The sequence below is a fragment of the Cupriavidus neocaledonicus genome (genome assembly GCF_000372525.1).
GTDB lineage: Bacteria > Pseudomonadota > Gammaproteobacteria > Burkholderiales > Burkholderiaceae > Cupriavidus > Cupriavidus neocaledonicus.
On the sequence record NZ_AQUR01000088.1, the window covers coordinates 90,152 to 115,216 of the forward strand.

The 25,065-nt window shown below is 63.6% G+C and carries 27 protein-coding genes and 1 tRNA gene; 10 read left to right on the forward strand and 18 right to left on the reverse strand.

What is annotated here, in order from left to right:
* The first annotated feature begins 443 nt into the window (after positions 1-443).
* From A3AG_RS0110630 to A3AG_RS0110650, 5 genes are all read left to right on the forward strand, one after another.
* Positions 444-1,199 carry a hypothetical protein gene (locus tag A3AG_RS0110630; RefSeq protein WP_018005381.1) on the forward strand — a complete coding sequence of 252 codons (756 nt, stop codon included), beginning with the start codon at positions 444-446 and terminating at the stop codon, positions 1,197-1,199.
* 140 nt (positions 1,200-1,339) lie between these two features.
* The gene (locus A3AG_RS31565) at positions 1,340-3,043 is read left to right on the forward strand and encodes a S8 family serine peptidase (RefSeq protein ID WP_051073506.1); all 1,704 of its coding nucleotides are present in this window, start codon (positions 1,340-1,342) and stop codon (positions 3,041-3,043) included.
* Between the two features lie 70 nt (positions 3,044-3,113).
* A complete protein-coding gene (locus tag A3AG_RS0110640; RefSeq protein WP_018005382.1) occupies positions 3,114-3,998 on the forward strand; it encodes a hypothetical protein in 885 nt (294 codons plus the stop codon).
* A 4-nt stretch (positions 3,999-4,002) separates the two neighbouring features.
* Complete coding sequence (locus tag A3AG_RS0110645) at positions 4,003-4,833, forward strand: bestrophin-like domain (protein WP_018005383.1); 831 nt, start codon at positions 4,003-4,005, stop codon at positions 4,831-4,833.
* A 50-nt stretch (positions 4,834-4,883) separates the two neighbouring features.
* Positions 4,884-5,423, forward strand: a complete 540-nt coding sequence (locus A3AG_RS0110650; RefSeq protein WP_020384448.1) for a glycoside hydrolase family 19 protein — start codon at positions 4,884-4,886, stop codon at positions 5,421-5,423.
* 259 nt (positions 5,424-5,682) lie between these two features.
* Here A3AG_RS0110650 and A3AG_RS0110655 read toward each other — a convergent pair whose 3' ends face one another.
* Positions 5,683-6,261, reverse strand: coding sequence for a DUF6037 family protein (locus A3AG_RS0110655; RefSeq protein ID WP_116344637.1), 579 nt, complete (start codon positions 6,259-6,261; stop codon positions 5,683-5,685).
* A 411-nt stretch (positions 6,262-6,672) separates the two neighbouring features.
* On the opposite strand from A3AG_RS0110655, the gene A3AG_RS0110660 reads away from it, so the two are divergent.
* Positions 6,673-6,978 carry a hypothetical protein gene (locus tag A3AG_RS0110660; protein WP_018005386.1) on the forward strand — a complete coding sequence of 102 codons (306 nt, stop codon included), beginning with the start codon at positions 6,673-6,675 and terminating at the stop codon, positions 6,976-6,978.
* Between the two features lie 93 nt (positions 6,979-7,071).
* Here A3AG_RS0110660 and A3AG_RS33970 read toward each other — a convergent pair whose 3' ends face one another.
* The 10 genes from A3AG_RS33970 to A3AG_RS0110705 form a co-directional block, all read right to left on the reverse strand.
* Positions 7,072-7,413: a hypothetical protein gene (locus tag A3AG_RS33970; protein WP_147310022.1), complete on the reverse strand. Its 342-nt coding sequence runs from the start codon at positions 7,411-7,413 to the stop codon at positions 7,072-7,074.
* A 152-nt stretch (positions 7,414-7,565) separates the two neighbouring features.
* Positions 7,566-8,852 (reverse strand): type II secretion system protein GspD, encoded by a 1,287-nt coding sequence (locus A3AG_RS0110665; protein ID WP_018005387.1) that lies wholly within the window; start codon positions 8,850-8,852, stop codon positions 7,566-7,568.
* On the reverse strand, positions 8,849-9,967 hold the full coding sequence (locus tag A3AG_RS0110670) for a zonular occludens toxin domain-containing protein (RefSeq protein WP_018005388.1): 1,119 nt from the start codon (positions 9,965-9,967) through the stop codon (positions 8,849-8,851). Before A3AG_RS0110670 ends, A3AG_RS0110665 begins: the two co-directional genes overlap by 4 nt.
* Positions 9,968-9,970: 3 nt before the next feature.
* Entirely contained in the window at positions 9,971-10,264 is a 294-nt protein-coding gene (locus A3AG_RS0110675; RefSeq protein WP_018005389.1) for a DUF2523 family protein, read from the reverse strand.
* A gap of 7 nt (positions 10,265-10,271) precedes the next feature.
* On the reverse strand, positions 10,272-11,801 hold the full coding sequence (locus A3AG_RS0110680) for a hypothetical protein (protein WP_018005390.1): 1,530 nt from the start codon (positions 11,799-11,801) through the stop codon (positions 10,272-10,274).
* A 160-nt stretch (positions 11,802-11,961) separates the two neighbouring features.
* The gene (locus A3AG_RS0110685; protein ID WP_018005391.1) at positions 11,962-12,201 is read right to left on the reverse strand and encodes a hypothetical protein; all 240 of its coding nucleotides are present in this window, start codon (positions 12,199-12,201) and stop codon (positions 11,962-11,964) included.
* A 50-nt stretch (positions 12,202-12,251) separates the two neighbouring features.
* Positions 12,252-12,557 (reverse strand): hypothetical protein, encoded by a 306-nt coding sequence (locus A3AG_RS31570; RefSeq protein ID WP_018005392.1) that lies wholly within the window; start codon positions 12,555-12,557, stop codon positions 12,252-12,254.
* Positions 12,558-12,638: 81 nt separating this feature from the next.
* Positions 12,639-12,965, reverse strand: a complete 327-nt coding sequence (locus A3AG_RS0110695; protein ID WP_026164099.1) for a hypothetical protein — start codon at positions 12,963-12,965, stop codon at positions 12,639-12,641.
* 9 nt (positions 12,966-12,974) lie between these two features.
* Positions 12,975-14,165 (reverse strand): phage/plasmid replication protein, II/X family, encoded by a 1,191-nt coding sequence (locus A3AG_RS0110700; RefSeq protein ID WP_018005394.1) that lies wholly within the window; start codon positions 14,163-14,165, stop codon positions 12,975-12,977.
* A gap of 373 nt (positions 14,166-14,538) precedes the next feature.
* Positions 14,539-14,724 (reverse strand): hypothetical protein, encoded by a 186-nt coding sequence (locus A3AG_RS0110705; protein WP_018005395.1) that lies wholly within the window; start codon positions 14,722-14,724, stop codon positions 14,539-14,541.
* Positions 14,725-14,840: 116 nt separating this feature from the next.
* Here A3AG_RS0110705 and A3AG_RS33975 point away from each other — a divergent pair, with 116 nt between their 5' ends.
* Complete coding sequence (locus A3AG_RS33975) at positions 14,841-15,332, forward strand: hypothetical protein (RefSeq protein WP_147310024.1); 492 nt, start codon at positions 14,841-14,843, stop codon at positions 15,330-15,332.
* Between the two features lie 6 nt (positions 15,333-15,338).
* Positions 15,339-16,337, forward strand: coding sequence for a phage integrase (locus tag A3AG_RS33340; protein ID WP_018005396.1), 999 nt, complete (start codon positions 15,339-15,341; stop codon positions 16,335-16,337).
* Between the two features lie 70 nt (positions 16,338-16,407).
* Here the strand turns inward: A3AG_RS33340 and A3AG_RS0110710 are convergent.
* Both A3AG_RS0110710 and rpoD read right to left on the reverse strand, forming a co-directional pair.
* Positions 16,408-16,486, reverse strand: a tRNA-Ile gene (locus A3AG_RS0110710).
* A gap of 10 nt (positions 16,487-16,496) precedes the next feature.
* Complete coding sequence (rpoD, locus tag A3AG_RS0110715; protein ID WP_018005397.1) at positions 16,497-18,770, reverse strand: RNA polymerase sigma factor RpoD; 2,274 nt, start codon at positions 18,768-18,770, stop codon at positions 16,497-16,499.
* On the opposite strand from rpoD, the gene A3AG_RS34550 reads away from it, so the two are divergent.
* Positions 18,760-19,167 carry a hypothetical protein gene (locus tag A3AG_RS34550; protein WP_240619824.1) on the forward strand — a complete coding sequence of 136 codons (408 nt, stop codon included), beginning with the start codon at positions 18,760-18,762 and terminating at the stop codon, positions 19,165-19,167. The two genes, rpoD and A3AG_RS34550, sit on opposite strands and share 11 nt — an antisense overlap.
* Before the next feature lie 106 nt (positions 19,168-19,273).
* Here A3AG_RS34550 and dnaG read toward each other — a convergent pair whose 3' ends face one another.
* From dnaG to A3AG_RS0110740, 4 genes are all read right to left on the reverse strand, one after another.
* Positions 19,274-21,085 (reverse strand): DNA primase, encoded by a 1,812-nt coding sequence (dnaG, locus tag A3AG_RS0110725; protein WP_018005399.1) that lies wholly within the window; start codon positions 21,083-21,085, stop codon positions 19,274-19,276.
* 199 nt (positions 21,086-21,284) lie between these two features.
* A complete protein-coding gene (locus A3AG_RS0110730) occupies positions 21,285-21,734 on the reverse strand; it encodes a GatB/YqeY domain-containing protein (RefSeq protein WP_018005400.1) in 450 nt (149 codons plus the stop codon).
* Positions 21,735-21,860: 126 nt separating this feature from the next.
* Positions 21,861-22,073 (reverse strand): 30S ribosomal protein S21, encoded by a 213-nt coding sequence (gene rpsU, locus A3AG_RS0110735; protein ID WP_012353470.1) that lies wholly within the window; start codon positions 22,071-22,073, stop codon positions 21,861-21,863.
* Positions 22,074-22,208: 135 nt separating this feature from the next.
* Positions 22,209-23,468 (reverse strand): BaiN/RdsA family NAD(P)/FAD-dependent oxidoreductase, encoded by a 1,260-nt coding sequence (locus tag A3AG_RS0110740; protein ID WP_018005401.1) that lies wholly within the window; start codon positions 23,466-23,468, stop codon positions 22,209-22,211.
* 156 nt (positions 23,469-23,624) lie between these two features.
* Here A3AG_RS0110740 and tsaD point away from each other — a divergent pair, with 156 nt between their 5' ends.
* A complete protein-coding gene (gene tsaD, locus A3AG_RS0110745; RefSeq protein ID WP_018005402.1) occupies positions 23,625-24,659 on the forward strand; it encodes a tRNA (adenosine(37)-N6)-threonylcarbamoyltransferase complex transferase subunit TsaD in 1,035 nt (344 codons plus the stop codon).
* A gap of 113 nt (positions 24,660-24,772) precedes the next feature.
* Here tsaD and A3AG_RS0110750 read toward each other — a convergent pair.
* On the reverse strand, positions 24,773-25,065 hold a 293-nt coding region (locus A3AG_RS0110750), incomplete at its 5' end, for an ISL3 family transposase (protein WP_018003985.1).

The window sequence follows — 25,065 nt, forward strand, 5'->3', positions numbered from 1 at the left end:
GCATCAGTGCATCACAGGACCCTTCGTGCAAGGCTAGTGCGGACCTACGAGCGGAACCGGGGACAGCCCGGCCGGGCTCCAGATCACTGCTTTTGTTTTCGAACTCTTGCGGTGTTGCGCCGGCATGGGATTGCGCACTTCCCGACGGTGAGCTCCGGAATTTCCGGATGCCGGCAGCAGAGGCGAATTCTAGGTGCTGGTTTTTATATTTAAAAGCCAATTCATGCTGCGCGATATTTAATTCTGATTGTTGTCCGGCATTATCCACTGCCAATACCGCATTTGCCCAATGGCGGCGGCGCGCACCGAAAACCAAGAATGATTCCACCTGCCCGCTGCCGCGCCATGACGCAGCAACGCGGCAGGCGCGGCATCCGGGCCAGCCACGCGTGGCCCGCCGCCCTTGCTTCCCTCAATCCACGCAGTCATTCAAAGGAGTCGTCATGACCTACCCCATCCACGCCGCCGTCCTGGCGCCGCAAGGTGTGCTCGGCAATCTCGTCAGCGGTATCGGCAGCCTGCTGCCGTTCGCCGCGCAGCCGATGCTGGTGCCCCAGAGCGCGATGACCGACGCGGTTGCTCCGGCGGTGCGAGACGGCGTGCAGGCCGTGGTCACGCACTATGTGAACCCGGTGATCGGCCATGCGGCCGGCGCCGCCGCCGGCGCGCTGGCCCAGCATATTCCGTTCCCCGAGCCCGTTCATACCGGCCCGATCGGCAACGCGATCTCGGTGCATGCGCCGGGATTCATCCAGGCGGCCGGCACTGCTGTGGGCTATCCGACCGCTGCCATCCATGGCGCCAACATCGTTCGCGAAGGCGCGCGCTACCTGCCGTTTTCCGCCATGCCCGCAGTCACGCTGGCACCGCAGGGCGTGTTCGGTTCGCTGATCGGCGCCGTGGCACCGACCCTGGGCCATGCCGTCGGCGGCCTGCTGGGCAATGCCAACGTGGGCCAGCAGATCGGTACCGTGGCCGGCCATCTCGGCGGCCTGCTGCCGTTCTCGGCGCAGCCGCAGGCGGCGCTGGCACCGCAGGGCGTGTTCGGCTCGCTGATCGGCGCGGTGGCGCCGACCCTCGGCCATGCCGTCGGCGGCCTGCTGGGCAATGCCAACGTGGGCCAGCAGATCGGCACCGTGGCCGGCCATCTCGGCGGCCTGCTGCCGTTCTCGGCGCAGCCGCAAGTGGTCTATGCCTGAAGGCACGGCGCATGAAGTCATGCGCATGAAGTTTTGCGCATGACCCGTGGCGCCCTGCGGCGCCGCCGCGGGCCGGCGTATCTGCGCCGGCCCGCCCGAATCGATGCGCGCGCCGCCCGGCGCCGCGGTGGAGATAGCAAATGGAACGAGACAAGAAAGGCGAGGCCACGCGCGCCGGCGCGGACCGTGGCGCCGCCCCCGGCGCGGGCCCCCGCGATGCGGTGGCGCTGGACGCCGGCCGCAAGCAATACCTGATCGCGCCGCGGCGCCACGCCCTGGCCCGGCAGGCGGGCGTGGCGCCGATGTCGGCCAGCGAACTGCACAGCACGGTGACGCAGCTGCCCGGCGTTGAAGTGGTGCATGTGGTCGAAGGCCACAAGAACACGCACCTGCATTCGGTGCGGCCCGACGAGGCCGCCCACACCTATGTGGTCAAGCTCGACGCCGCGCACGCGCAGATGCTGCAGGCCACGGCGCCCCCGCACATGATCGTCGAGGAAGACCATCCGCTCGGCTATGGCCGCAAGGCCGAACTCGAGACCTCCGACCGGCTGCATCCGCAATCGGCCTTCGACGGCCCGGTATCGCGCGAGGTGCTGGTGCGCGTGCTGGGCACCGGCGACGCGCCGCTGCCCGGCGTGGCCATTACCCTGGCAGGCGATGGCTTCCCCGCGACCGCCACCACCGATGCCAGCGGCGAAGCAACGCTGACGCTGGTGCAGCAGCAGCCCGGGCCGGCGCGCTCGCTGTTCGTGCGGCCGCTGAGCGGCTACTGGAACAAGTATTTGCTGTCGCCCAACGTGGTGTCGGGCCAGCCCAACGTGATACGCGTGACGCCGTTGTCGCAGCCGAATCCGGATGTGCCGCCGCACGGCCGCTTCGGCTGGGGCCAGCGGCTGATGGGGCTTGACCGCCTCACGCGCAGCTTCGGCGGTCGTGGGGTGCGCGTCGCGGTGGTCGATTCGGGCGCCGATGCCGCGCACCCGCTGCTGGCGCATATCCGCCACGGCATCGACCTGACCGGCACCGGCGCCGGCACCAACGCCAACGACACCTGGCGGCTCGACACCATCGGCCACGGCTCGCACTGTGCCGGCGTGATCGGCGCGCGCCCGCAGCCGGGGGCGCCGGCGTCCGCCAATGCCGAGGCCCAGGCCACCATGCTCGGTTTCGCGCCTGAGGCGGAAATGCATGCGCTCAAGATCTTTCCCGGGGGGCAGTTCAGCACGCTGCTGCGCGCGCTCGACTACTGCATCGACCACGATGTCGACGTGGTCAACCTGAGCCTCGGCGCACCCCAGCCGTCGCAGGCGGTCGAGCAGAAGCTGATCGAAGCCGTGCACAGCGGCGTGGCCTGCATCGTCGCGGCCGGCAACTCGGGCGGGCCGGTGCAGTATCCGGCGGGGTCCGCGTCGGTGCTGGCCGTCTCGGCGCTGGGCCTGCAGAGCGAACTGCCGCATGACGTATGGGAACGTACCCAGGTGGTGCAGCATGCGGCCACGCGCGCCGGGCTGTTCGCGCCGACGTTCTCGTGCTTCGGCCCGCAGATCGCGGTGTGCGGCCCCGGCGTGGGCATCATCTCGACCGTGCCGGGCGCCGCGTTCATGCCCGACTCCGGCACCTCGATGGCGGCGCCGCATATCGCGGGGCTGGCCGCGCTGCTGCTGTCCGATCCACAACTGGCGGCGTGGATGGGGCCGCGCGGACCGGGCCGCGTCGCGGTGCTGTTCCAGCTGATCCGTGCCATCAGTTCGCCGATCGTCGCGCACGACCCCGAGAACCGCTTCGGCGGCGGCCTGCCGCAGTTGCAGAACCTGCAGCGCCTGCTGGGCCGGCCTCAGTAAAACCCGCCTCCCGCCGCGCGGGCAAACACGCGGCCCGGGTCACCGGGCCGCCCTCCTCCTTTCATAGATCATGCGCACGCTTGACTTCACCGCCGCGCCGTTGCGGCGCGCCGCTGCCGCCGCTGCCGCCGATACCGTCGCGGCACCGCCCCGGCTTGCCGCGGCGACGGCTTTGCCGTTGCCGCTCGATGACCAGCTGCGCCGCGAATGCGAGGCCATGGCCAGCCATGCCTTGCGGCTGGGCATACCGATGCCGGACGGCTGGACCATGCTGCTCGGCAGCGATCGCGAAGCGGCCGCGGCTGACGCCGCGGCGACCCCGCCCGCGTCGCCGCCGCATGCCGGTGCGGGTCTTGCCGCGCGGCAGCTCGCGCAACTGCACCAGGACCTGGCCCGCGCGATCGCGCCGGCGACGCCGCAATGCATCGCGCTGCTCGACGACGAACGCCGCCGCGCGCATCCGCTCGCCTGCCTGGGTCCCGTGCCGCTGGTGCGCGCATTGACCGGCACCGCGGTGTGCTGCCTGCTGGCGGTAGTACTGACCGGCTTGCCGGCGGAGGTGTCGATGGACAACATGCGCGCCGGCATCCTCGCCTCGTCGGGCCGCACGCTGCTGTTCAACATGCTGTTCCTGCTGTTCTGCGCCGGGCTGGGGGCCTCGTTTGCCTCGCTGTTCCAGGTGCACGGCTACATCGCCAAAGGCACCTACGACCCTAAGTACGACGCCGCCTACGCCGCGCAACTGATCCTCGGCGTGATGTCCGGACTGATCCTGGTGGAGATGCTGCCGCCGCAGTTGTTCGACTCGGCCGGCATGCGCAGCTTCGGCAAGCCGGCCTTGTCGATGCTGGGCGGCTTCTCCGCGACCGCGGTGCATCGCCTGCTGCAGCGCATCGTCGAGATCGTCGAGACCGCGGTGCGCGGCAGCACGCCCCGCGAGCCGCACAAGGCGTAGCGCCATGATGTTCCTCTACAGCCTGCCCAGCACCGGCATGGCCGCCATCGTGGTCGGCGCCATCGTCGCCGTGGTGCTGGCCGGCTATGCGGCGGCGCGCCGCTTCGCCCTGATCGAGCTCGACGCCGAGCAGCGCGCGATGGCGGTGTCGATGGTCTCGATCATCACCACCATCAATTCGCTGCTGGTCGCGTTCGCCGCCATCAACGTCTGGGACACCTACAACGCCGCCGACCGCACCGTCGCCGCGGAGGCCACCGCGGCGGGCGAACTCGCGCGCGACCTGGCCGCGTTCGACAGCAGCGCCGCCGATGCCGCCGCGGCGGCCTTGCACACCTACCTGGTGATGGTGGTGCACGAGGAATGGCCGCGCATGCAGCGCCTGGGCAAGCCCGATGCGCACACCGAACAGCGCTTTGACGCGATGTTCAACCTGGCCAACCGGATCCGTCCGCTCGACAGCCGCCAGACGGTGCTGCTGGGCGAGGTGCTGATGCGCGTCAACGAGATGGTCAAGTACCGCCAGCAACGGATCCTGACGCTGCACGCGGCGATGCCGAACACCTTGTGGGGCGTGATCCTGATCGTCAGCGCCCTGTCGTTCGCGTTGCTGTACGTGCTGCCGGCCACGCCCTTCAACCTGGCGCTGATCACCGCTTGGGCCATCACCATCGGCCTGGCGTTCTTCTTCCTGCTCGCGGTCGACCGGCCCTTCGCCGGCGAATTCAGCGTCAGCGCCGACCCGCTGCAGCACACCATCGACACCCTGGTGGCCAACGGCACGTGGCCGCAGCCGCAAGCGGCGCCGCAGCCCGTGCCATACCAGGCGCCATAGCGGGCCCCGCCGCAACGGCCGCCATCACGACAAGGAGACGCAAGATGCAAATGACCCCGGAACAATTCCGCGCCGCCACCGGACTGAGCGAGCCGCAATGCGCGCGCTGGTTCCCGCGCCTGCGCGAAGCGATGCAGGCATACGACATCACCGGCGCGGCGCGCATCGCCGCGTTCCTGGCGCAGACCGGGCACGAGTCGCTGGGCTACCAGTTCACGCACGAGCTGTGGGGACCGACGCCGGCGCAGGCGCTGTACGAGCCGCCGTCGCGCAAGGCCATGGCGCTCGGCAACGTGCGGGCCGGCGACGGCAAGCGCTTCCGCGGCCGGGGCCTGATCCAGATCACCGGCCGCGCCAACTACGCGGCCTGCGGCGCCGCGCTCGGCGCCGACCTGACCGCCACGCCCGAACTGCTGGAACAGGACGCCTGGGCCGCGCGCTCGGCGGCATGGTGGTGGCGCGCGCACGGCTGCAATGCACTGGCCGACAGCGGCGACTTCATCGCGCTGACGCGGCGCATCAACGGCGGCACCAACGGACTGGAGGACCGCCTGCGCCGCTGGAAGGTCGCCACCGCGGCGCTGGCCTGACGCGGCACGGCACCATGAAAAAAAGGGGCTACGGCATTCGCCGTAACCCCTTTTTTCACTGCATTGGTGGGCCTCCCGTGAGTCGAACACGGCACCAACGGATTATGAGTGCGTGTCAAAGATCAAACTCATCAACACCACATCCCCACATCATCTAACTACATCTATTAAATCAGTTACTTACGAACGCAGCTAAATGCCGTCCGTCACATTGCCTGCCTATGCACAACTACGCCGTTGACACTTTGTCGACACCGATTCAGGACGGCGGATAAAACTCAATAGCCTTCCCGGCATCGCTTGTCCAACGGCTACTGATGCGTTTAGCTTTGCATGTCTCAAAGGCCCGCCGACCAAGCAGTTCCCGCGTCTTCTCCAAGTTACGCTCCGTCACATCGGTCTCGCGGCCAGCATGACTTAGCCAACCAATAAAGTGAATTTTGTCCGCCTCGTCTACATCCGGCCTATAAGCCACGAGGTCCGGATATCTGACGCGGCCGTCCACCGTCGCTCGAACAGGAACGTGCGCGGAGAAGTCGCTCAGAAATGCCTTAACGCTGAAAGGATTACTGGGGTCAAACTCAAGTCCCAGTATCCTGCAAAGCTCTCGATAGTCCGTCTTATCCAGGAACGGTCTTACCTGATACCCACGCAACACGTCGAACTCGAACGCAAGCGCGTGCCCCCTGGCTCCGAAGAGCAATCGATATGGTTCGTCGTCAACGAAAAAGAAGACATCGAACTCTGCGCGGCCGTGTCGATAACGGAATCGATACCGATCCATATCCAAGGTCCGCATACTTTGGTGCAGCGCTCGAAGACCATCAACCGCAAGCATCCCCATCTCCATCGTTTCACAGTTCCAGCGCATTCTACGACAGGTGCAGCCAGAAGCACTAAAACCGACAAGCCCTCAGTGACCGGAGCGCCGACAACTTCTAGCCAGAGCGCTCCGCGCTATTGGCGCTCGCCGCGCGGCGTCTCCGGTCGCCCTACCGTGCGTCATCAGCCCACTGAGTCCGTCGTCCCAAAGCGCGACCATAGCCGACTGCTGGCGAACTTTCGCGGCATATCCTCACTACGCTCCGCTCCGCTCCGGTATTCCACGTTTCGCCATCATTCGCCCATCGGATCGCAGGGACGACGAACTCAGCGGACTGATGCCGAAATCCCCTCGGCAGAGCGCCCGGAGACAGATAACGCCCGGGACTCAGAATCTAGCGGCCCGATGCCTTGAAAGGAGAACACCATGGAACAGATGAGCCTCAGCCTGATCGGTGGCCTGTGCAACGGCGTACTATGGTTCGCAACCCCGAAGCGCCGCGCAGCGAAGCGCGCCACCGGCCTGTTCCGCCCGATGACGCAGATGCGCTTGAAGCTCTATGTCAAGAAGCTGGTGCGCTTCAACAAGGGCTTCATCTGGACCCGCCCCGACGGCAAGCAATTCTTCTGCAAGACCCTGCGCAGCCTGGCTGCCCGAGTGATGGACTATGACGGCGCGATGCTGCGCGGATTGCTCAATCTCGCTGGAAAGAAGTCCACCCACGCACGCTGAGTTGCTGGGAGTTCTTCATCACACAGTAGGCACCTGGCGCACCCGTTCGTCTCCGACAGCAGCTAGAAGAGAACCCCTACGGCGCAAATCTAACTATTCCGAAGATCGGCTCGGTAGGTCATTCAAAAGCTGCTCTAGAGCTTCCAACTCATCAAGACACGCCTTTGGAATCCAGTAAGGATTCGATACGCGCCGAACACCGGTAATCCATCCATTCGCATCCGGCGGCTCGTTCACGGTTTCGACATACACCCAAGCCGCAGGATTGTCTGGCCGCCGTTCCACCAGGCTATCAGCGACGATCTTAGCCTTCTCTAACAACAGCTTCCACGAATCCGCCGAGAAATCTGCTTGCTCGACCCGAAATGCCAAGCCGAGCAGGGACAGGCATCTACGGACCTGCGTTGCGCAGGCATCAGTTTGGGAGTTCTTCATCACCGTGCGAATTCATAAGATAACGTAAAAAGTAATTACGTTATCAAATTACGATAACCTGCGGACGATCACCCCTGGTGAAATTTTCGCGGGCGCGAAAACTGCGACCTCTGGCTGGTAGATTTTCGCAGGCGCCTATTCCGGATCAGGCGTCAGATGCGATTCAACTGAAGCACGAGCAGTATCTCGGACTCCGACTCTTGATGAGAAGTCGTGTCAAGAAAGCGCGGCAGAAACGACATGCCACTGCTGGTTATAGTGTCCTTCCTCATCTTGAGCCCGCCCAGCAAGATCATTTCGCCGTCCTGCATCGTCACCGAGCTGGTGACTTCTCGGGTATTGAGCGTGGGCGAGTTGTTGACGCCAGTTGTGGTCTTCACAAAGTCCGATATCTGCTGCGTCACCGTGATATCGATACTGCCTTCTCTGACGGTCGGACGTAGCTCGAAGATGACACCAGAGGCCTGATATTCGACCGACTGTACCGCCTGGCCGGCGCCCTGAGGATATGACACAGCACCCAACACCGGGACCTTCTGGCCGACATTGAGCCGGCCAGTTTCACCCGAGCGGATGCGCAGGTTGGGCGAGTTGATGACTTTAAACCGGGAGTCATCGGAGAGCGCAGAGAAAACTGCATCGATAGTGTTGTTGGTGAAGCGCACCGCATTAGGCAATACACCCGCAGGGCCGAGGCCCAACGACAGCTTGCCACCCAGCAGATTCAACGCGAGCTGAAATGCCGAGCCCTGTTCCTTTGTCGTAGCCACCTCATACGCGACCGCCCGCACCGCAACCTCGCCGCCTGGCACGTCGAGCTGGGGCAGCAGTTTATTCAGCATCGTCACTTCTTTCGCCGTACCGGCGAAAACCAGCGTATCGCTGTCCTGATCGACCATCGCCGCCGCGCTGCCAGGCGGGGGGTTGCTCATGACCTTTGCACCTTCGGGGGCCGTCACACTGCGGTTGAGAGTCAGGCCGCGCGGGAAAATCGGTCGGAGCAGCGTGGATAAATACGACACGTTGCGGTATTTGGGCCGATACACTGTCACCTCCTTTTCCTCGTCTGCACGCAACTCATCGGGCTTCGGCTTCATTGTCACGAAGTCCACACCGCCCCGGCTCTGCGCCTGCATCCCCAATGTGTCGAGAAACGCCCCCAGGAACGCCCGTAGATCGCCGCTGGAGGCGTCATAGCGGAACGACACCGTGCGCTGGTCCGTAAGTACGTCCGGAGCCAGCACATAAGGCGTCTTGATCGCCTCACCGTAGATCACCTGCAGCACTTGCGCGACCTGGACGAACTGAAAATCAAATCGCGCGGGCGACTTCGCTGCGGGAACGGTCGTCCCGGACAACGAGGCGGGGATGGGCGGTGGCAGCTCGGCAGCATTCACGGCCCCGGCTACCAGCAATATCAGCGTGAATAGACGCCTCATCTCTTGGTCTCCATCGAGGGAGCAATAGATCCCGCGCCCGCCTTATGGCCGGTCCACAGGGCTACGCGCTGGCCGTCAATCTCCCCGATAGCTGCAATGCCAGCATTGCGAAACATCGAAGGCGACTCGACGCGCAGCCGCCCCTGACTGTCCGACACCACCATATAACGCTCGCCGTTGGCTTCATAGGCCCCGGCGATGCGCCATTCCGCGCTGTAGTCGTCCTTACCCGACGACCCAGGCGCCCCACCCTTCGCATTACCCGGTGCTGGCACAGCCGCGGCTGCCGATGCCGCTTGACCATGCGCACCGCCGCCCGCCGATTCCGCTGCCGCCGGCTTGGCCTGTTCGCCCCGCTTGGCGAAGAAGCGGTACGTGAAGAACCCGCCGAAGGCCCACAACGCGACCATCAGGGCGATGACACCAATCACCTTAGGATCGCGCAGCACGTTCTGCCGCTTGTCCACCCGCAGCTCTCTGGCGTTGTCGCCTTCATAGCTCTTGTAGAGCGGGAAAATGTCTTTCTGGTACTTCTTGATGAACGTGCTGACCCGATTGGCCTTGATCTGCTTCGAGCCTTCGTACATCTCCACCCGATAGCCAGTCGGCACCCCGATACTCTTCAGCTTGTGCATGCGGAAACTCAGCTCGACCACGGCTTTCAGCGCCCGCGCCAGCCCGCCGATGTCCTGCGACATCATCACCACGTCGCAGGTCACGCCCGTTTCCGGGTGCACGTAGTGGCGATGCATGCGGAAGAACTGCATGTGCTCGGGCGACAGCTTGCCCTTGTCCTGATCCCAGAACCGCCACGCCTCATCAATGGCGACCAGATCGCCGCCCTTGACCACCGAGTCAATCTCGGCCTGCTTTTCGTCGGGGAAGAAGCCCGGCTCCATCACGCGCTCATCCGTCACGTGCACGATCGTGCCGAGCTTGCCCGCATCCAGGCCAGGCCGCTTCTTCAGTAGGTACTCGTGAATGCGCTCCTCGTTGATCCCGGCAACGTTGGTGACCACACGGCGGCCAGCGGCCACGGCATCACACACCGGACCACTGACCACCTCGTAGGACTTGCCGGAGCCCATGACCCCGCCGTAGAACGTAATCGACATGGCTTATCCAATCACTGGCAGGCGGCGGATGATGAAACGCGACACCATGGCAGAGATGATGATCGGCAGGCCCTGCGACACCGCGAACAGATCGAGGAAGTACCACGTGGTGGCCGACAGCCCCGATAGCGAGGCATTGAGGCTTGCCGACGTGGGCAGGATGCCGACCTGTTGCAGCACGCTTACGAACTCGGTCGTGATGAACCACAGCGCGAAAAACACCACGAATTTGACCACCAGCGACCGGAACACGAAGCCCAGCAGCGTATTGACACCTGCAAGAATAAACGTCCACATAGTCGCCTCACGCCATAAGGATGATCAGCAGCGCCCCGAGGGCCCAACAGACCATCATGGTTTGGTAGAGCATCTGCCGCGTGCTCTCAGCGAGCTGGCAATGCGAATCGAACGTGACGTGCCACGAGAACACGTCCACCGAAGGCTTAGGACACTCACCCTGGTGTTGTGGCGTGGTGAACGCCTTGAGGTCCGGCATCAAGTTCAGCAGGGGATCGAGAATCGAGCGTGCGGTGGGCGTCGATTCCAGCCCCGGCGTCCCCACGTTGGGCGCCTCCCCTAGATCAACCTGCACCTTGTTGGTCACGTTCACGTTCGGCGTGTTGACCACATTGACGTTATTGCCTGGAATCGGACCAGGGTTCGTTCCGGGATCCGGCCCCGGATTCGTGCCCGGCGTGACCGTTGGGCTGATGATCACTATCTGCGATCCCGGGCTGTTTGCCGGTGTCATCAAGTCCCCGACGGTCGGCGCAGAGGAAGGGTTCGCGTCGATCCATGGCTGCACGTCCATGGCTGTGATCGGCTGACTGTAAGAGTAAGGAAGTCCTTCATATCCAGGTTGCCCGGCTGCCTGACGCCACTGCGCATCCACGATTCTGGCCAATGAGTCGCCAGATAGCTTTGCCGAGCCCACTGTCTGCGGCATCGACTTCACGGCCGAGTCCAGATCGCTATAGAACTGCGGCCCGATGTCGCCATACACGCTCCCATCAAGGTTCTTCGTGGTCGTCCGCGAATAGCTGGACAAGCCTTGATCATCGCCGCCCGAGCGTGCTTCGTAGATGTACACCGCCACTCGGCTTCCGCCGTTGCTATTCGGAACTTGCTGCGCCCCTGCAAACTGCCACGTATAGGTGACTCCCGGTGTTGGATTGATGATCGGATTTGTGAGGAACGTGACCCATCTACCGAACGTGTTAAGGTCGTTCGTCACCAACACCGTCTTTCCGTAGTAGTCCGCCGCGTAGCGATAGCTCGGCACATCCGGCCTGAGCGGCAACGCATAGCATGCGTCGTTCGCATAGCAATTGTTTGGGTCGCGATAAATTGGGGCGCCCTGGGCCACCGCCTTTGCCCACAACGGCGTTTGGTCAACAAGCATTGGTGGCACATACGCAGGCATGGCTTCGCCGGGCACTTCCACCTTCAGCTTATTACCCGTATCGGTACTAGCAATCGACAACTGCGCGGGCTTGCCATTTACCATTGCCGAGATGCCAAGGCCGAGCGCCACCACGCCTAATCCCGCCGCAATACCCATCCAAACCGGTGCTCCCCCAATAGCCATACCAACCCCCACCGCCGTGCTGGCGACATTGAGCCCCGTGCTGACCGTTCCCATGCTAGTCAGCGTCGCGGCAATCCTTGGATCATTCGCGGCGAAGCCGCGAGCAGCCGCTACCCGCGTCACCACGTTGGACACCGCCCGGTTGACCACGAAGTTAGCGACCGGCAGCGCCTGCGCCTGGGCCTGCTGATTGACCAGCATCGCGCCGAGACACAGCATCAGAATCAACTTTCGAAAGCGCGCCATCAGCCTCCCCGCAGCCCGGTAACGACGGCCCATCCGCTGACAATGCCCCAGGCAAAAATGAACAGATACCAAAGCTCGTTTGTGCTCACCGCATCCTCCCCATAGACAAAAGAAAAGGGGAACGTCAACGACGCTCCCCTGCCTTCCCAACCGAGAGCGCTTAGCGACCGCGGATCATACCCAGCACGATGCGCACACCCTTAATCGAAGCGTAGAGCGCAGCCAGGAGACCGCCGATGGCGAAGACACCCACCAGGACCTCTGCGAACGAGACTTGACCGGTTAGCTGATCCATCGACGGCGCGGTCTGTGCATGAGCGATACCGGCACAAACAAGCGCGACAGCACCAGCGGCCGCACGAGTTGCGATGGACTTCAGGTTTTGCAGCTTGGCTTTCATGACTTCTTCCTTTTCACGTTGCGCCGGAATACCCGGCTGTTATTGCGACCTCAGCCTTGACGAATCAGGCCCAAGACCGCGCCGACCTTGGCACTCGCGAGATACAAACCAACGACCATCGTGAATGCCACGGACCATACGACGCCTGCATACTCGTAATCGAAGGGCTTGGCCGCTGCCTCAAGCAGCGACTGGGCCGAGGAATCGAGCACATAAGCTTGCATCGATTGGAGCTTGAATGCCTGCGCGCCACTCGGCGGACATGCCTGCGAGTCAATCGCATTAACAGTCTCGCCTGCGGCTAAAGGCGCGCAAATGAGGATGTTTTGAACCGACCCGGTCACGACAGTCCCCATGAACTATGTGGATAGACCACCTGGGCGGAGCCCGCAACGCTGTGACGACCGTCAACGGCCGCCACATGGACCGTTGCAGCTTCACTCATCCTTAACATCAAGGGTCATATCGACCGGCGTGATCGTTTCGAACTCGCCGGTATCCTTGTTCTTGATCTGGTAAGGCTTGCGCTGGTATCCGCCCAGCGAGCAAGTCACCGTGACCTCGTCACCGCGTTCGCCCAACTTATTCTTGCCGCGTACCTCTACGATCTGCGGCCGGCTGTAGGCGTCGGGTGCCGGGGTCATGATCCGCGTATAGCGGATCCCCTCGTGCGAGCGCTGCGCTTCAATTCGGCCGCGCACAAGCACATGCATCGGCTTGATCTGAGCCGACGTAGAACGAACAGTGGTTTCTGCTGTGGACATGAAATCTCCTTAAGCGGCAAGCCGCAGTGTTTCCCGGCTGACCTGAAACTCCTCGCGGTTGCGCGCCGGGAGCTGGCACAACCGTGGGTCCGTCCTGACCGGACTGAAGTCGTGGGGCAATGCGCCATCATTGGCCACTACGCGCACATCGGACCCACGCCACGACACGCCGGCGTCCTCCAACTGTTTCCGACATCGAAAGAACGTTGCCCTCGAATAGTTATCGCGCGCGCTGTCCTCACCATGCTGCGCCAGCGTTGACCAAAAGCCATACAGACGCATACCAAGCGTGTCGCCATACACCGCCTTCAAACGATGCAATACCGCTTTACTCTGTCTCAACGTGGTCATAGCCTGCTTCCCCTCTCGCAGCAGCTTCTCCAGCTCCGCATCGAAGACGCTTTCCAGATAAGCGTCCGAGACCTCATCAACACGCGGATCCTTCCCAAAGTCGTATCGCAGCTTGTGCCTGTTGATTCCGACCTCGACTCGCAATCGCCTATCTGCCAACCGCTGAAGCGCCTCAGTTTTCCGCTCTGCGCGCGCTCTGTTCTCGGGATGGTCGCGCCCATACAGATGACGATAAACTTGCTCGAAAAACCGTCGCAGCCGCGCTCTGTCATGTACCCGGAACTCAGAACCCTTGTGGTACAACTTGACCGTTGTAGTCTTGCCCTTGAAGTGCACGGCCATCGCATATTTCGACGCACCGCGCTTGCGCCGAGGAAAACTGATGAGCTGGATCCCATCAAAGAACTCTTGGCATGCTGCCCTTGAAAGCCGGAAGACCTCGGCGCGATCGACGCGGAGCACACTCCACCAATCGGCAGGCGGTAGCTCAGTACTCAACAGCGTTTCAACCAATTGCACGAAGTCCCGGCATGCTTGGAGGAAGTTCGTCGGCCCGCCGTACACGTTGTGGCCTAGCGCAATCTTGTGCACGGACGCCTCGATAACAATGTAGGGTTCGCACGGCACCTCCACGTTCCGGCCGCTCTTATCCAGCGCCCACTCCTTGCTCATGGGAAGAACCGCAATTCTGGAATCCCATGAACCCAAGAGCTCCCCCGTGTACAGCTCGTAACGAATCTCGCCGCTCGCCAGGTCGACGCCGGAGCGCAGAAGACACTGCGCTTTGATTTGGTCGACGATCTCCATGCCGAGGTATGGGGAGCGAAGGCGTACCGTGTCGTAGGCCATGCTCAGAACCCCTCCCCACCATCGCACCGAGTCTCGCCCGTGAGACTGTCAGGCGGTGCTACCACGCCCGCCTGACAGAAAGCAGCCTCGCTGCGCGAGGCCGAGAAATTCGAAAGGACCGCCTCTTGAAGGGCGGCATTAATTTTGTCCAATGCCAATTCGGGCATTGTCGAAACCTCGAGCGGGCGCACCGTCCGTCCTCGCTTCGCTGCGGGCGCGGCGGAGCGCCCGCCCGAGGCTTCGAAATAGGCCCTTGCGGTCAGACGGACTCGAATAGCCTTCGCGCGCTCATCACGCACTTGGATAAGCCAGTCAGGCAGCGAGGTGCCCGCAGTAGTGGATCGAATTGGAAATGGAGCCAAGATACGCGGCATCACGAGAACTCCTTCTCGATGCAACGCTTGTGCAGAAGAGCCACGTTGATGAGGCTGTACTTGCCTATTGCGACTGTCGGGAGGTATCCCCGATTGCAAAAGCCGATAACCACGCCGATAGGAAGCCCCACCGCTGCCGCGAATGCCTCGCGTGTCATCAGCGGCGCTGGCGTAGCGACCAGCATGCTTCTTTGCATCTCGAAGTCAGGGGCACCCATAATGCAGTCTGTCCTCACCAAAATTTGGTCAGGACGAATCTTACCAAAATTTAGTAAGCAAACCACCTATTTTTGGGGGAACGATGACACCTGATCGCTTCTCGGGCGACGCAAACGACTTCAGAGAGAGAATGATCTGGCTAATTCAGAACTTCGCGGGAAAGCCCACGCGTTACAAAATGCTGGAAACGCAGTTCGGTATTAGCGCTCGCAAATGGCAAAATGTGTGCAATAGAGCACAACAACCGAGCATTGAGATGGTTGCCGCTCTAGCATCGATCTATCCATTCTTCCTGTCCTGGATGGTCATGGGGAAAGCGCAAACCATCATGCAACTCGATCCGACGGAGCCGGGCTGGTTCAAAACGCTGCTTTCTTCCGTGGAAGGGGCAACTAATGCACAGACCGATATCCTGCACCGCTACGCTGACAGACTTCTCGAAGACTTCGGTATTCCAACAAGCAGCAGTGACACCTCGGCGACGAATGCTGCAAGGCGGGAAAAGCTAGCTGAGGCTCTGCGTGAAAGCCCTAAGGCCTCGCCAAAGGTCCCGGGTCCAACCTCCAAGACTTAAGCACGGATGAGCATTTCCAAGAAGCCTGGCGGATGGCTCGCTGACATCCAGCCAGGAGGCCGAGGAGCCAAGAGATACCGCAAAACATTCGCAACAAAGGCGGAAGCTCTCGCCTGGGAAGCATGGCTAACGGCGAAGGTCAACACCACACCCGAATGGCAACCGCAGAAGCGGGACACCCGCCGCCTTACTGAACTTGTAGACGTCTGGAAAACCCACCACGGTAGCAGCTTGCGAGCTGGCGCCGACACTTACGCGCGCCTGATTGCAATGTGCAAAGCAATGGGTGATCCCACTGCCGATCGCTTCACTGCGGAGACGTTTGCGGAGTATCGAACTAGCCGCCAGGAGGCCGGGATATCGCCTGGGGGCATAAACAGGGAGCACGCCTACCTGCGTGCAGTGTTCAACGAGCTCCGCCGACTAGGCATCTGGAAGAAGGAGAACCCGCTTGCCGGGGTTCGCCAGGTCAAGCAAGTTGAACGCGAGTTGACTTTTCTCACCCTCGAGCAAATCAGAACGCTACTGGCCAACTTGGAGGGCTCAACAGAAACAATGCTGGTTTCGCAAGTTTGCCTGGCAACAGGAGCGCGATGGAGCGAAGCGGAAGGATTAACCAAGAGTCAACTCGGTGGGGGTGCGCTTAACTACACGGCAACTAAGAGCGGCCGAAATCGCAGCGTTCCAATTTCCGCTGGACTCGAAGAGGCGCTCCGACGGCATGCCAACCATCGAGAAGAAGAACGCCTGTTTGGAGACTGCTATCACACATTCCGAAAGGCAGTCAGCAAATCGAAACTGCGATTACCAGATGGACAGCTCACCCACGTACTGCGCCACACCTTCGCATCTCATTTCATGATGAATGGCGGAAACATCCTGGCGTTACAGCGCATCCTTGGCCATGCCTCGTTGACCATGACAATGCGCTATGCGCATCTTGCGCCAGAGCATTTACAGGAGGTCAGAACCTTGAATCCGTTGACGAAGCTTCTCGACCGTTGACAATCCGTTGACACTCAGACGAAAAAAGGGGTTGCGCATACGCGCAACCCCTTGTTTTTACTACATATATTGGTGGGCCTCCCGTGAGTCGAACACGGCACCAACGGATTATGAGTCCGCTGCTCTAACCAGGCATGAGCTAGAGGCCCTTGGAAGCGTCTAGTTGCCTTCCAGGAAACTCTTCAGCTTGTCGGAGCGGCTCGGGTGGCGCAGCTTGCGCAGCGCCTTGGCCTCGATCTGGCGGATCCGTTCACGCGTGACGTCGAACTGCTTGCCGACCTCTTCCAGCGTGTGGTCGGTGCTCATTTCGATGCCGAAGCGCATGCGCAGCACCTTGGCTTCGCGCGGCGTGAGCGAGTCCAGCACGTCCTTGACGACGTCGCGCATGGAGCCGTGCAGCGCCGCTTCGGCCGGGGCCAGCGTGTTGGTGTCCTCGATGAAGTCGCCCAGGTGGGAGTCGTCGTCGTCACCGATCGGCGTTTCCATGGAGATCGGTTCCTTGGCGATCTTCATGATCTTGCGGATCTTGTCTTCCGGCATCTCCATCTTCTCGGCCAGCGTTGCCGGATCCGGCTCGTTGCCGGTTTCCTGCAGGATCTGGCGCGAGATGCGGTTCATCTTGTTGATGGTCTCGATCATGTGCACCGGGATGCGGATGGTGCGCGCCTGGTCGGCGATCGAGCGCGTGATGGCCTGGCGGATCCACCACGTGGCGTAGGTCGAGAACTTGTAGCCGCGGCGGTATTCGAACTTGTCCACCGCCTTCATCAGGCCGATGTTGCCTTCCTGGATCAGGTCGAGGAACTGCAGGCCGCGGTTGGTGTACTTCTTGGCGATCGAGATCACCAGGCGCAGGTTGGCCTCGGTCATCTCGCGCTTGGCTTCGCGCGCGCGGCGCTCGCCTTCCGACATCTTGCGGTTGACGTCCTTCAGTTCCTTCAGCGGCAGCACCACGCGCGCCTGCAGGTCGATCAGCTTCTGCTGCAGCTCATGCACGGCCGGCACGTTGCGCTCGACGATGGTGCTGTAGCCCTTGCCGTCGGCCACCACGGTGTGGATCCACTCGAGGTTGGTCTCGTTGCCCGGGAAGCGGGCGACGAAGTCCGAGCGCGGCATGCCGCACTTGTCGACCACGATATTCAGGATGGCGCGCTCGAGCTTGCGCACTTCGTCGACCTGGCCGCGCAGCGTGTCGCACAGGCGCTCGACGTTGCGCGCGGTGAAGCGGATGCCCATCAGCTCGGCCTGGATCGCTTCCTGCGCCTTGACGTAGGGCTTGGACTTGTAGCCTTCCTTCTCGAACGCACGGCGCATCTTGTCGAACTGCTCGGCGATCACGCGGAATTTCTCCAGCGCGTTCTGCTTCAGTTCTTCCAGCTGGCGCGCCGACGCGCCGGCACCGGCGCCGCCTTCGTCGTCATCGTCCTCGTCGCCTTCCTCGTCGTCGTCGGACTCGAGGTCCTCGTCGTCGGCCGCCGCGGCCGGGGCCGACGGGGCTTCAGGGGTTTCCTCGGCGTTCGGGTCGATCAGGCCGTCGACGAACTCGTCGATCTTGATCTCGTCGTTGGCGACGCGCTCGGCGTGGGCGAGGATCTCGGAGATGGTTACCGGGCAAGCCGAGATCGCCATCACCATGTCCTTCAGGCCGGCCTCGATGCGCTTGGCGATCTCGATTTCGCCTTCGCGCGTCAGCAGCTCGACCGTGCCCATCTCGCGCATGTACATGCGCACCGGGTCGGTGGTGCGGCCGAACTCGGAGTCGACCGTGGACAGGGCCGCCTCGGCCTCTTCCTCGGCTTCTTCCTCGCTGGTGGCGGACGGGGCGTTGTCGTTGAGCAGCAGCGTCTCGGCATCCGGCGCCTGTTCATAGACCGCGATGCCGATGTCGTTGAGCGTGGCGACCAGCGTGTCGATCGTTTCCGAATCGACCATGTCGTCCGGCAGGTGATCGTTGATTTCCGCGTAGGTCAGGTAGCCGCGCGACTTGCCGAGCTTGATCAGCGCCTTGAGCTTCTGGCGACGCAGCTCGAGCTCCTCCTCGGTGCCTTGCTGGGTCGAGGCGAACTCCTTGAGCAGGGCCTTTTCCTTGGCCTTGCGGTCCTTGGCTTTCTGCTTTTCGGTCTTCGGCGCCGCCGGGGTTGCCGGCGCGCGCGTATCGTTCTCGTAAAACTCTTCGGTCACGTCGTCTGTTGTGCTGTCGTCGTGCTGCATCTCGGCCTTGGGCTTGCGGCCACGCTTTTTCGGCTCCGGCTTGATTGCCGGCGCAGCGGGACGCTCGGATGCAACGGATGCAGGTGTCGCGGCACGCGCCTTGGCGGCCGTCGCGGCCGCGCCTTGCTTGGCGCCTCCGCTCTTGGCCCCGGCGGCTGCCGCTCGCTTGCTCTCGACTTCGGTATTCTGCTGTTTCGCCACGGTGATACTCTTGCCTTTCACTGGTGCAGATGCTGCTGCAGATGCGGCGACCTTGCCGCTCGTACTGGCGCTCTTGCCGCTCTCGCGTGCCGAAGTCGAGGCCTTTGTCCTTTCGGATGTGCGGGTTCTGGTGGGAGTCGTCACGGCGGGCGCTTGCGCGCTGCGCACGGACTTTGATGGCGCAGACCGGGCTGGCGTCTTGACGGTCGCGGTCGATGTCTTCGCCGCCGTGGTTTTCACAGACGCCTTGCCGCTCCCTGATTGGGGAGCTTTAGAGGTAACCCTTTCGGTTGCTTTGGCCTTTGCCATTGGCACGCTCACTTTCACCAGAACTGGAGAGAAAGATTTCGCAATCCAAACCGGCTATTGTAGCACGCCACACCTAGCCGGCTCCTTGTCAGGTGAGGTTTTCACCTGAAAAATCAAGGCTTAAGCTCGGCGCAGCCGGGCCCGGGCCCTGATCCAATGCTTGTCCAACGCGTGCTGCCGCCTCCCGGTTGAAGGCCAGGGCGCCCGCCGGCGCCTCAGCCCAGTTGGCGCCGCCGGTGGATTTCACCCACCAGCCAGCGCATGCGCTGCTTGGCCGCCTCGTCGGCCGTGCCGGCGACCACTTCCGCCTGCAGGCTGTCGAGCTCGCGCCGCAGCGGCTCGGCCAGCAGCTTGGTGATGGCCGCATCGAATTCCTGCGTTGCAGGTGCCTCTTCAATCTCCTCGCGCAATACCGCCGTGCGCGCCGCGGCATAGACCTCGGCATACGGTGACTGGGCCAGGTGCTCGCTGAAGGCCGCGAAATTCACCTCGCCCTGGACGCCGTCGCAAGCGCTGACCAGGTGCGCCAGCACTTCGCTGTCCCCGCCCTCGCCTTCCAGCAGCAACGCCCGCGCGTCCTCGTCGAGCCGCGCCGACAGTGCCGGGTAGCACATCAGCAGTTGGATCACCCGCTGCTCCAGCCCGGTCGGGGCCTGGCGGCGCGCGCGCGGGCGCGGCTGGGCGAAGCGCCCGACCCGTGCCGGATCGCTGCGCAGGCCGCAGATCGCCTCGATCTCGGCGGGTGTGGTACCGGTGGCATCGGCAAGTTCGCGCACAATCTGTAGCCGCAGCCCGCCCGCCGGCATCGCCTGCAGCAGCGGCTTGGCCTCGTACTGGGCGCGGGCACGGCCCTCGGGCTGGCGCAGGTCGAGTTCCTCGGTGACCGACTGCAGCAGGAAGCGCGACAGCGGCATGGCATTGCGCACCTGCGCGGCGAAGGCTTCGGTGCCCTCTTCGCGCACATAGCTGTCGGGGTCGTGCTCGGCCGGCAGGAACAGGAAGCGGATGGTCTTGTTGTCGGCCACGTGCGGCAGGCACGCTTCCAGCGCGCGCCGGGCGGCGCGCCGGCCCGCCGAGTCGCCGTCGAACGAGAACACCACCGCGTCGGTCTGGCGCAGCAGCTTCTGCACGTGCACGGGGGTGCACGCCGTGCCCAGGGTGGCGACGGCATTGGCAAAACCGAGCTGGGCCAGTGCCACGACGTCCATATACCCTTCGACCACCAGCACATAGCCGGTTTCCCGGATCGCATGGCGGGCCTCGAACAAGCCATACAACTCGGTGCCCTTGCTGAACAGCGGGGTCTCGGGCGAGTTCAGGTACTTCGGCTCGCCCTGCCCCATGACACGGCCGCCGAAGCCGATCACCGCGCCCTTGGTGTTGCGGATGGGGAACATGATGCGGTCGCGGAAGCGGTCGTAGCGCCGCGGCTTGCCGTCCGCATCGCGCTTGTCGCTTTCGATCAGCAGGCCGGCCTCGACCAGCGGCGCCGCCACGTTGTCGTCGCGATAGCTGCCGAACACCGCTTCCAGGCCCTGCCAGTCATCGGGCGCATAGCCCAGGCCGAACTGCCCGGCAATCTCGCCGGTCAGCCCCCGCCCCTTCAGGTATTGGATGGCCTGCGGGGCGCCGCGCAGCTGGCGGCGGTAGAAATCGGTCGCGCGGCTCATGGCGTCGGACAGCGCCACCGAGCGCGCCTGCTGTTCGGCACGCTGGCCGGGGGGCAGGCGGTCGCGCTCTTCGGGCACGGTCATGCCGACCGACTGGGCCAGTTCGCGCACCGCCTCGGGATAGGACTGGCCGGAAAACTCCATCAGGAAGCCGATGGCCGAGCCATGGGCGCCGCAGCCGAAGCAGTGGTAGAACTGCTTGGTCGGCGACACCGTGAACGAGGGGGATTTCTCGTTATGGAACGGGCACAGGCCCATGAAATTGGCGCCGCCCTTCTTCAGCTGCACATACTTGCCCACCACATCGACAATGTCGACACGGTTGAGCAGGTCCTGAATAAAGGATTGCGGAATCACCCGACTGACCGTCCTGAGGCTTGGCCGTCCCACTGCGGGCGGCCTTTTTGGAATGCGTGACCGGTGCGGCGCCCGGCTGCTATCGGAATATTGTAGTGCAGCGCGGAACGGCCGCCCGGATTGCTTCACATCTGCGTGCAACTCCCGGGAATCCCAGGGATCTTGCGCTCATTGTGCTGGCAACCGATTAAATCAGTATTTACTTTGGTGCAAGTGCCGCCTTGACCAGGGCCGAGACGGCGGTCATGTCGGCACGGCCGGCAAGCTTGCCCTTCAGCACGCCCATCACCTTGCCCATGTCCTGTGGACCGGCGGCGCCAGTGGCGGCCACGGCCTGCTGCACCTCGGCGGCCACTTCGTCGTCCGACAGCGCGGCGGGCATGTAGACCTTCAGCACCTCGACCTCGGCCAGTTCCTTGTCGGCGAGATCGTTGCGGCCGGCCTGCTGGAACTGCGCGATCGAGTCCTTGCGCTGCTTGATCAGCTTTTCGACCACGGCCAGCACGGCGCTGTCGTCCAGTTCCACGCGCTCGTCGACTTCGCGCTGCTTGATCGCCGCCAGCAGCAAGCGGATGGTGCCGAGGCGCTCCGTTTCGCGGGCGCGCATGGCGGTCTTCATGTCTTCGCTGATACGGGCTTTGAGGGACATCGTGATCTTCCAGAAAGTGGGCGGACACTTGCACATGGCGGCGGATGCCGCGCGCTGCAAGGCCCAAACGCAAAAACCCGCCGAGCATACGCCACAGCGGGTCAGGGGCAAGCGCGAAGCCGTGTGTCAGTACAGCTTCTTCGGCAGCATCTGGCTGCGGATGCGCTTGTAATGGCGCTTCTCTGCGGCAGCCTTCTTGCGCTTGCGCGCGGCGGTGGGTTTTTCGTAAAACTCGCGGGCCCGCAGTTCCGGGAGCAGGCCGTTCTTTTCGATGGTGCGCTTGAAACGGCGCAAAGCAACTTCAAAAGGCTCGTTTTCCTTGAGGCGGATCGTAGTCATTTGGCCGGAAAATGAAAGTATTTTCGGGATGGCGGCGTTACGAAGCTCTGGATTGTAGCACCAACAATCCGGCGCGGAAGTGGCTTGCAATGGACGCGCCGCATGTGCTGCAGGCGACACGTCCACGACTTTCTCTCACGCCGCCGATTGCCCCGCCCGGCCCTGCCGCGCAGCCTCGGCCGCGGCCTGCCCCGCCGCCACCGCCGAGGCCCAGGCCCACTGGAAGTTGTAGCCCCCGAGCCAGCCGGTCACGTCGACCACTTCGCCGATGAAATACAGGCCCCGCACGTCGCGTGCCATCATCGTGGTCGACGACAGCCCACGGGTGTCGACCCCGCCCAGCGTCACCTCCGCCTTGCGGTAGCCCTCGGTGCCGGACGGCACCATGCGCCAGTCGTTGAGCGCGGCGCCGAGCTTGCGCAGCGCCTTGTCGGTCACGTCATGCAGCGGCATCGTCGCCGCCACGCCCGCGGCCGCGCACCATGCCTCGGCCAGCCGCGACGGCAGCCGCTGCGCCAGCAGGTTGCCTAGGTGCTTGCGGCTGCCGGCCTTCTGCTCCAGCAGCCACGCGGCGGCGTCCTCGCCATCGAACAGGTCGATGGCGACCGGCGTGCCGGGACGCCAGTAACTGGAAATCTGCAGCACCGCCGGGCCTGACAGGCCGCGATGCGTCCACAGCAGGTCCTCGCGGAACGCGCCCGCGGCCTTGCCGCTGCCGGTGGCGATATCCACTTCCAGCGAGACCCCCGCCAGCGGCACGAACGGCGCCCAGTCCTTGCCATCGAAGGTCAGCGGCACCAGCGCCGGACGGGTCTCGACGATGCCCAGTCCGAACTGCCGGGCAATGCGGTAGCCGAAGTCGGTGGCGCCGATCTTGGGGATCGACAGGCCTCCGGTGGCCACTACCAGCGCGCCGGCGCGGACCGTGCCCGCGGCGGTGAGCAGCAGGAAATCATCGCCCTCGCGCCGGACTTCCGTCACCGCGCAGCCGGTCTGCCAGTGCACCTGCCCGGCGTCACATTCGGCGCGCAGCATGGCGATCACGTCCTCGGCGCTGTCGTTGCAGAACAGCTGGCCGCGGTGCTTCTCGTGCCAGGCGATGCCATGGCGGCGCATCAGCGCCAGGAAATCCTGCGGCGTGTAGCGGGCCAGTGCCGAGCGGCAGAAGTGCGGATTGGACGACAGGTAATTGGCGGCCCCGGCCTGCAGGTTGGTGAAATTGCAGCGGCCGCCGCCCGAGATGCGGATCTTCTCGGCGAGCCGGGTGGCATGGTCGATCAGCACCACGCGCGCGCCGTTCTGCCCCGCCACCGCGGCGCACATCATGCCCGCGGCGCCGGCGCCCAGTACCGCCACGTCATACCGGCCGGTCCGGGCCTGGGCTGCCCCGTTCATTGCACGCCTCGCGAATCCATGTGTCTTGCCACCGCCTGAGAAAGGGCAGATTGTAGCGAAAAGCGCGCAGGGCGCCGCTGTGCTACCCTGCGCGCTTCCCGCAAACCCTTGTTCCGACGGCTGTTTCCCCTGAGCGGAGACGGCGTCATGCCTCCCATGCTTGTCCTCGGCATCGAATCTTCCTGCGACGAAACCGGCCTCGCCCTCTATGACACCGGCGCCGGCCTGCTCGCGCATGCGCTGCACTCGCAGATCGCCATGCACCGCGACTACGGCGGCGTGGTCCCCGAGCTGGCCTCGCGCGACCATATCCGCCGCGTGCTGCCGCTGCTGGAGCAGGTGCTCGCCGACGCCGGCCGCACCCGCCAGGACATCGACGCCATTGCCTTCACCCAGGGCCCCGGGCTGGCCGGCGCGCTGCTGGTCGGCGCCTCGGTGGCCAATGCGCTGGGCTTTGCGCTGAACGTGCCGATGGTGGGCGTGCACCATCTGGAGGGCCACCTGCTGTCGCCGCTGCTGACGCGCGAGCCGCCGCCATTCCCGTTCGTGGCGCTGCTGGTGTCGGGCGGGCACACGCAGCTGATGGAAGTGCGCGGCATCGGCGACTACGCGCTGCTGGGCGAAACCCTGGACGATGCCGCCGGCGAAGCGTTCGACAAGACCGCCAAGCTGCTCGGCCTGGGCTACCCGGGCGGGCCGGAAGTGTCGCGCCTGGCCGAGTTCGGCGTGCCCGGCGCCTTCGAGCTGCCGCGGCCGATGCTGCATTCCGGCAACCTCGACTTCTCCTTCGCCGGCCTGAAGACCGCGGTGCTGACGCAAACCCGCAAGCTGGCCAATATCTGCGAGCAGGACCGAGCCAACCTCGCGCGCGCCTTTGTCGATGCGATCGTCGACGTGCTCGCGGCCAAGTCGATGGCGGCGCTCAAGCAGACCGGCCACAAGCGGCTGGTGGTGGCCGGCGGCGTCGGCGCCAACCGGCAGCTGCGCGAACGGCTGGACCAGCTCGGCAGGCAGCGCAAGCTGGAGGTCTACTACCCTGACCTGGCGTTCTGCACCGACAATGGCGCGATGATCGCGTTTGCGGGCGCGATGCGGCTGCAGGCCGCTCCCGAACTGGCGCGGCATGAATACGGATATGGCGTGACGCCGCGCTGGGATCTGGCGGATATCCGCTTGCCGTCGGCAGCCTGACCGTCGACATACCCAAACGCATCCAATGACCGCTTTGGGTGCTCCCTCTCCCGCGAGCGGGAGAGGGGAGCAAACAAGCGGGACGTTGATGCTCGTGTCCAAAAAAAAAAGGTTCAACGAGGAATTCCGGGGAAGGCAGCCTTGATCTTCAGGAAGAAGTATTCCTCGTCACGGTAGCCATAGGCTCGGCGCTTGATGACTTTGATGGTGTTGTTGATGCCCTCAACGACGCTGGTATTCAGCGGATGGCGGCATCGGGCAAGGATGCCGTGCCAATACGCTTTCAGGCGCTGGGCGAACAGTTCGAGGGCAGGTATTCGGCTCTGCCTTGCTTGTTCGCACCAATGCTCCCACGCCTTTTGCGCCCATCCCGGGCGGCGATAGAACCACAGGCGCTTGAGCTCAT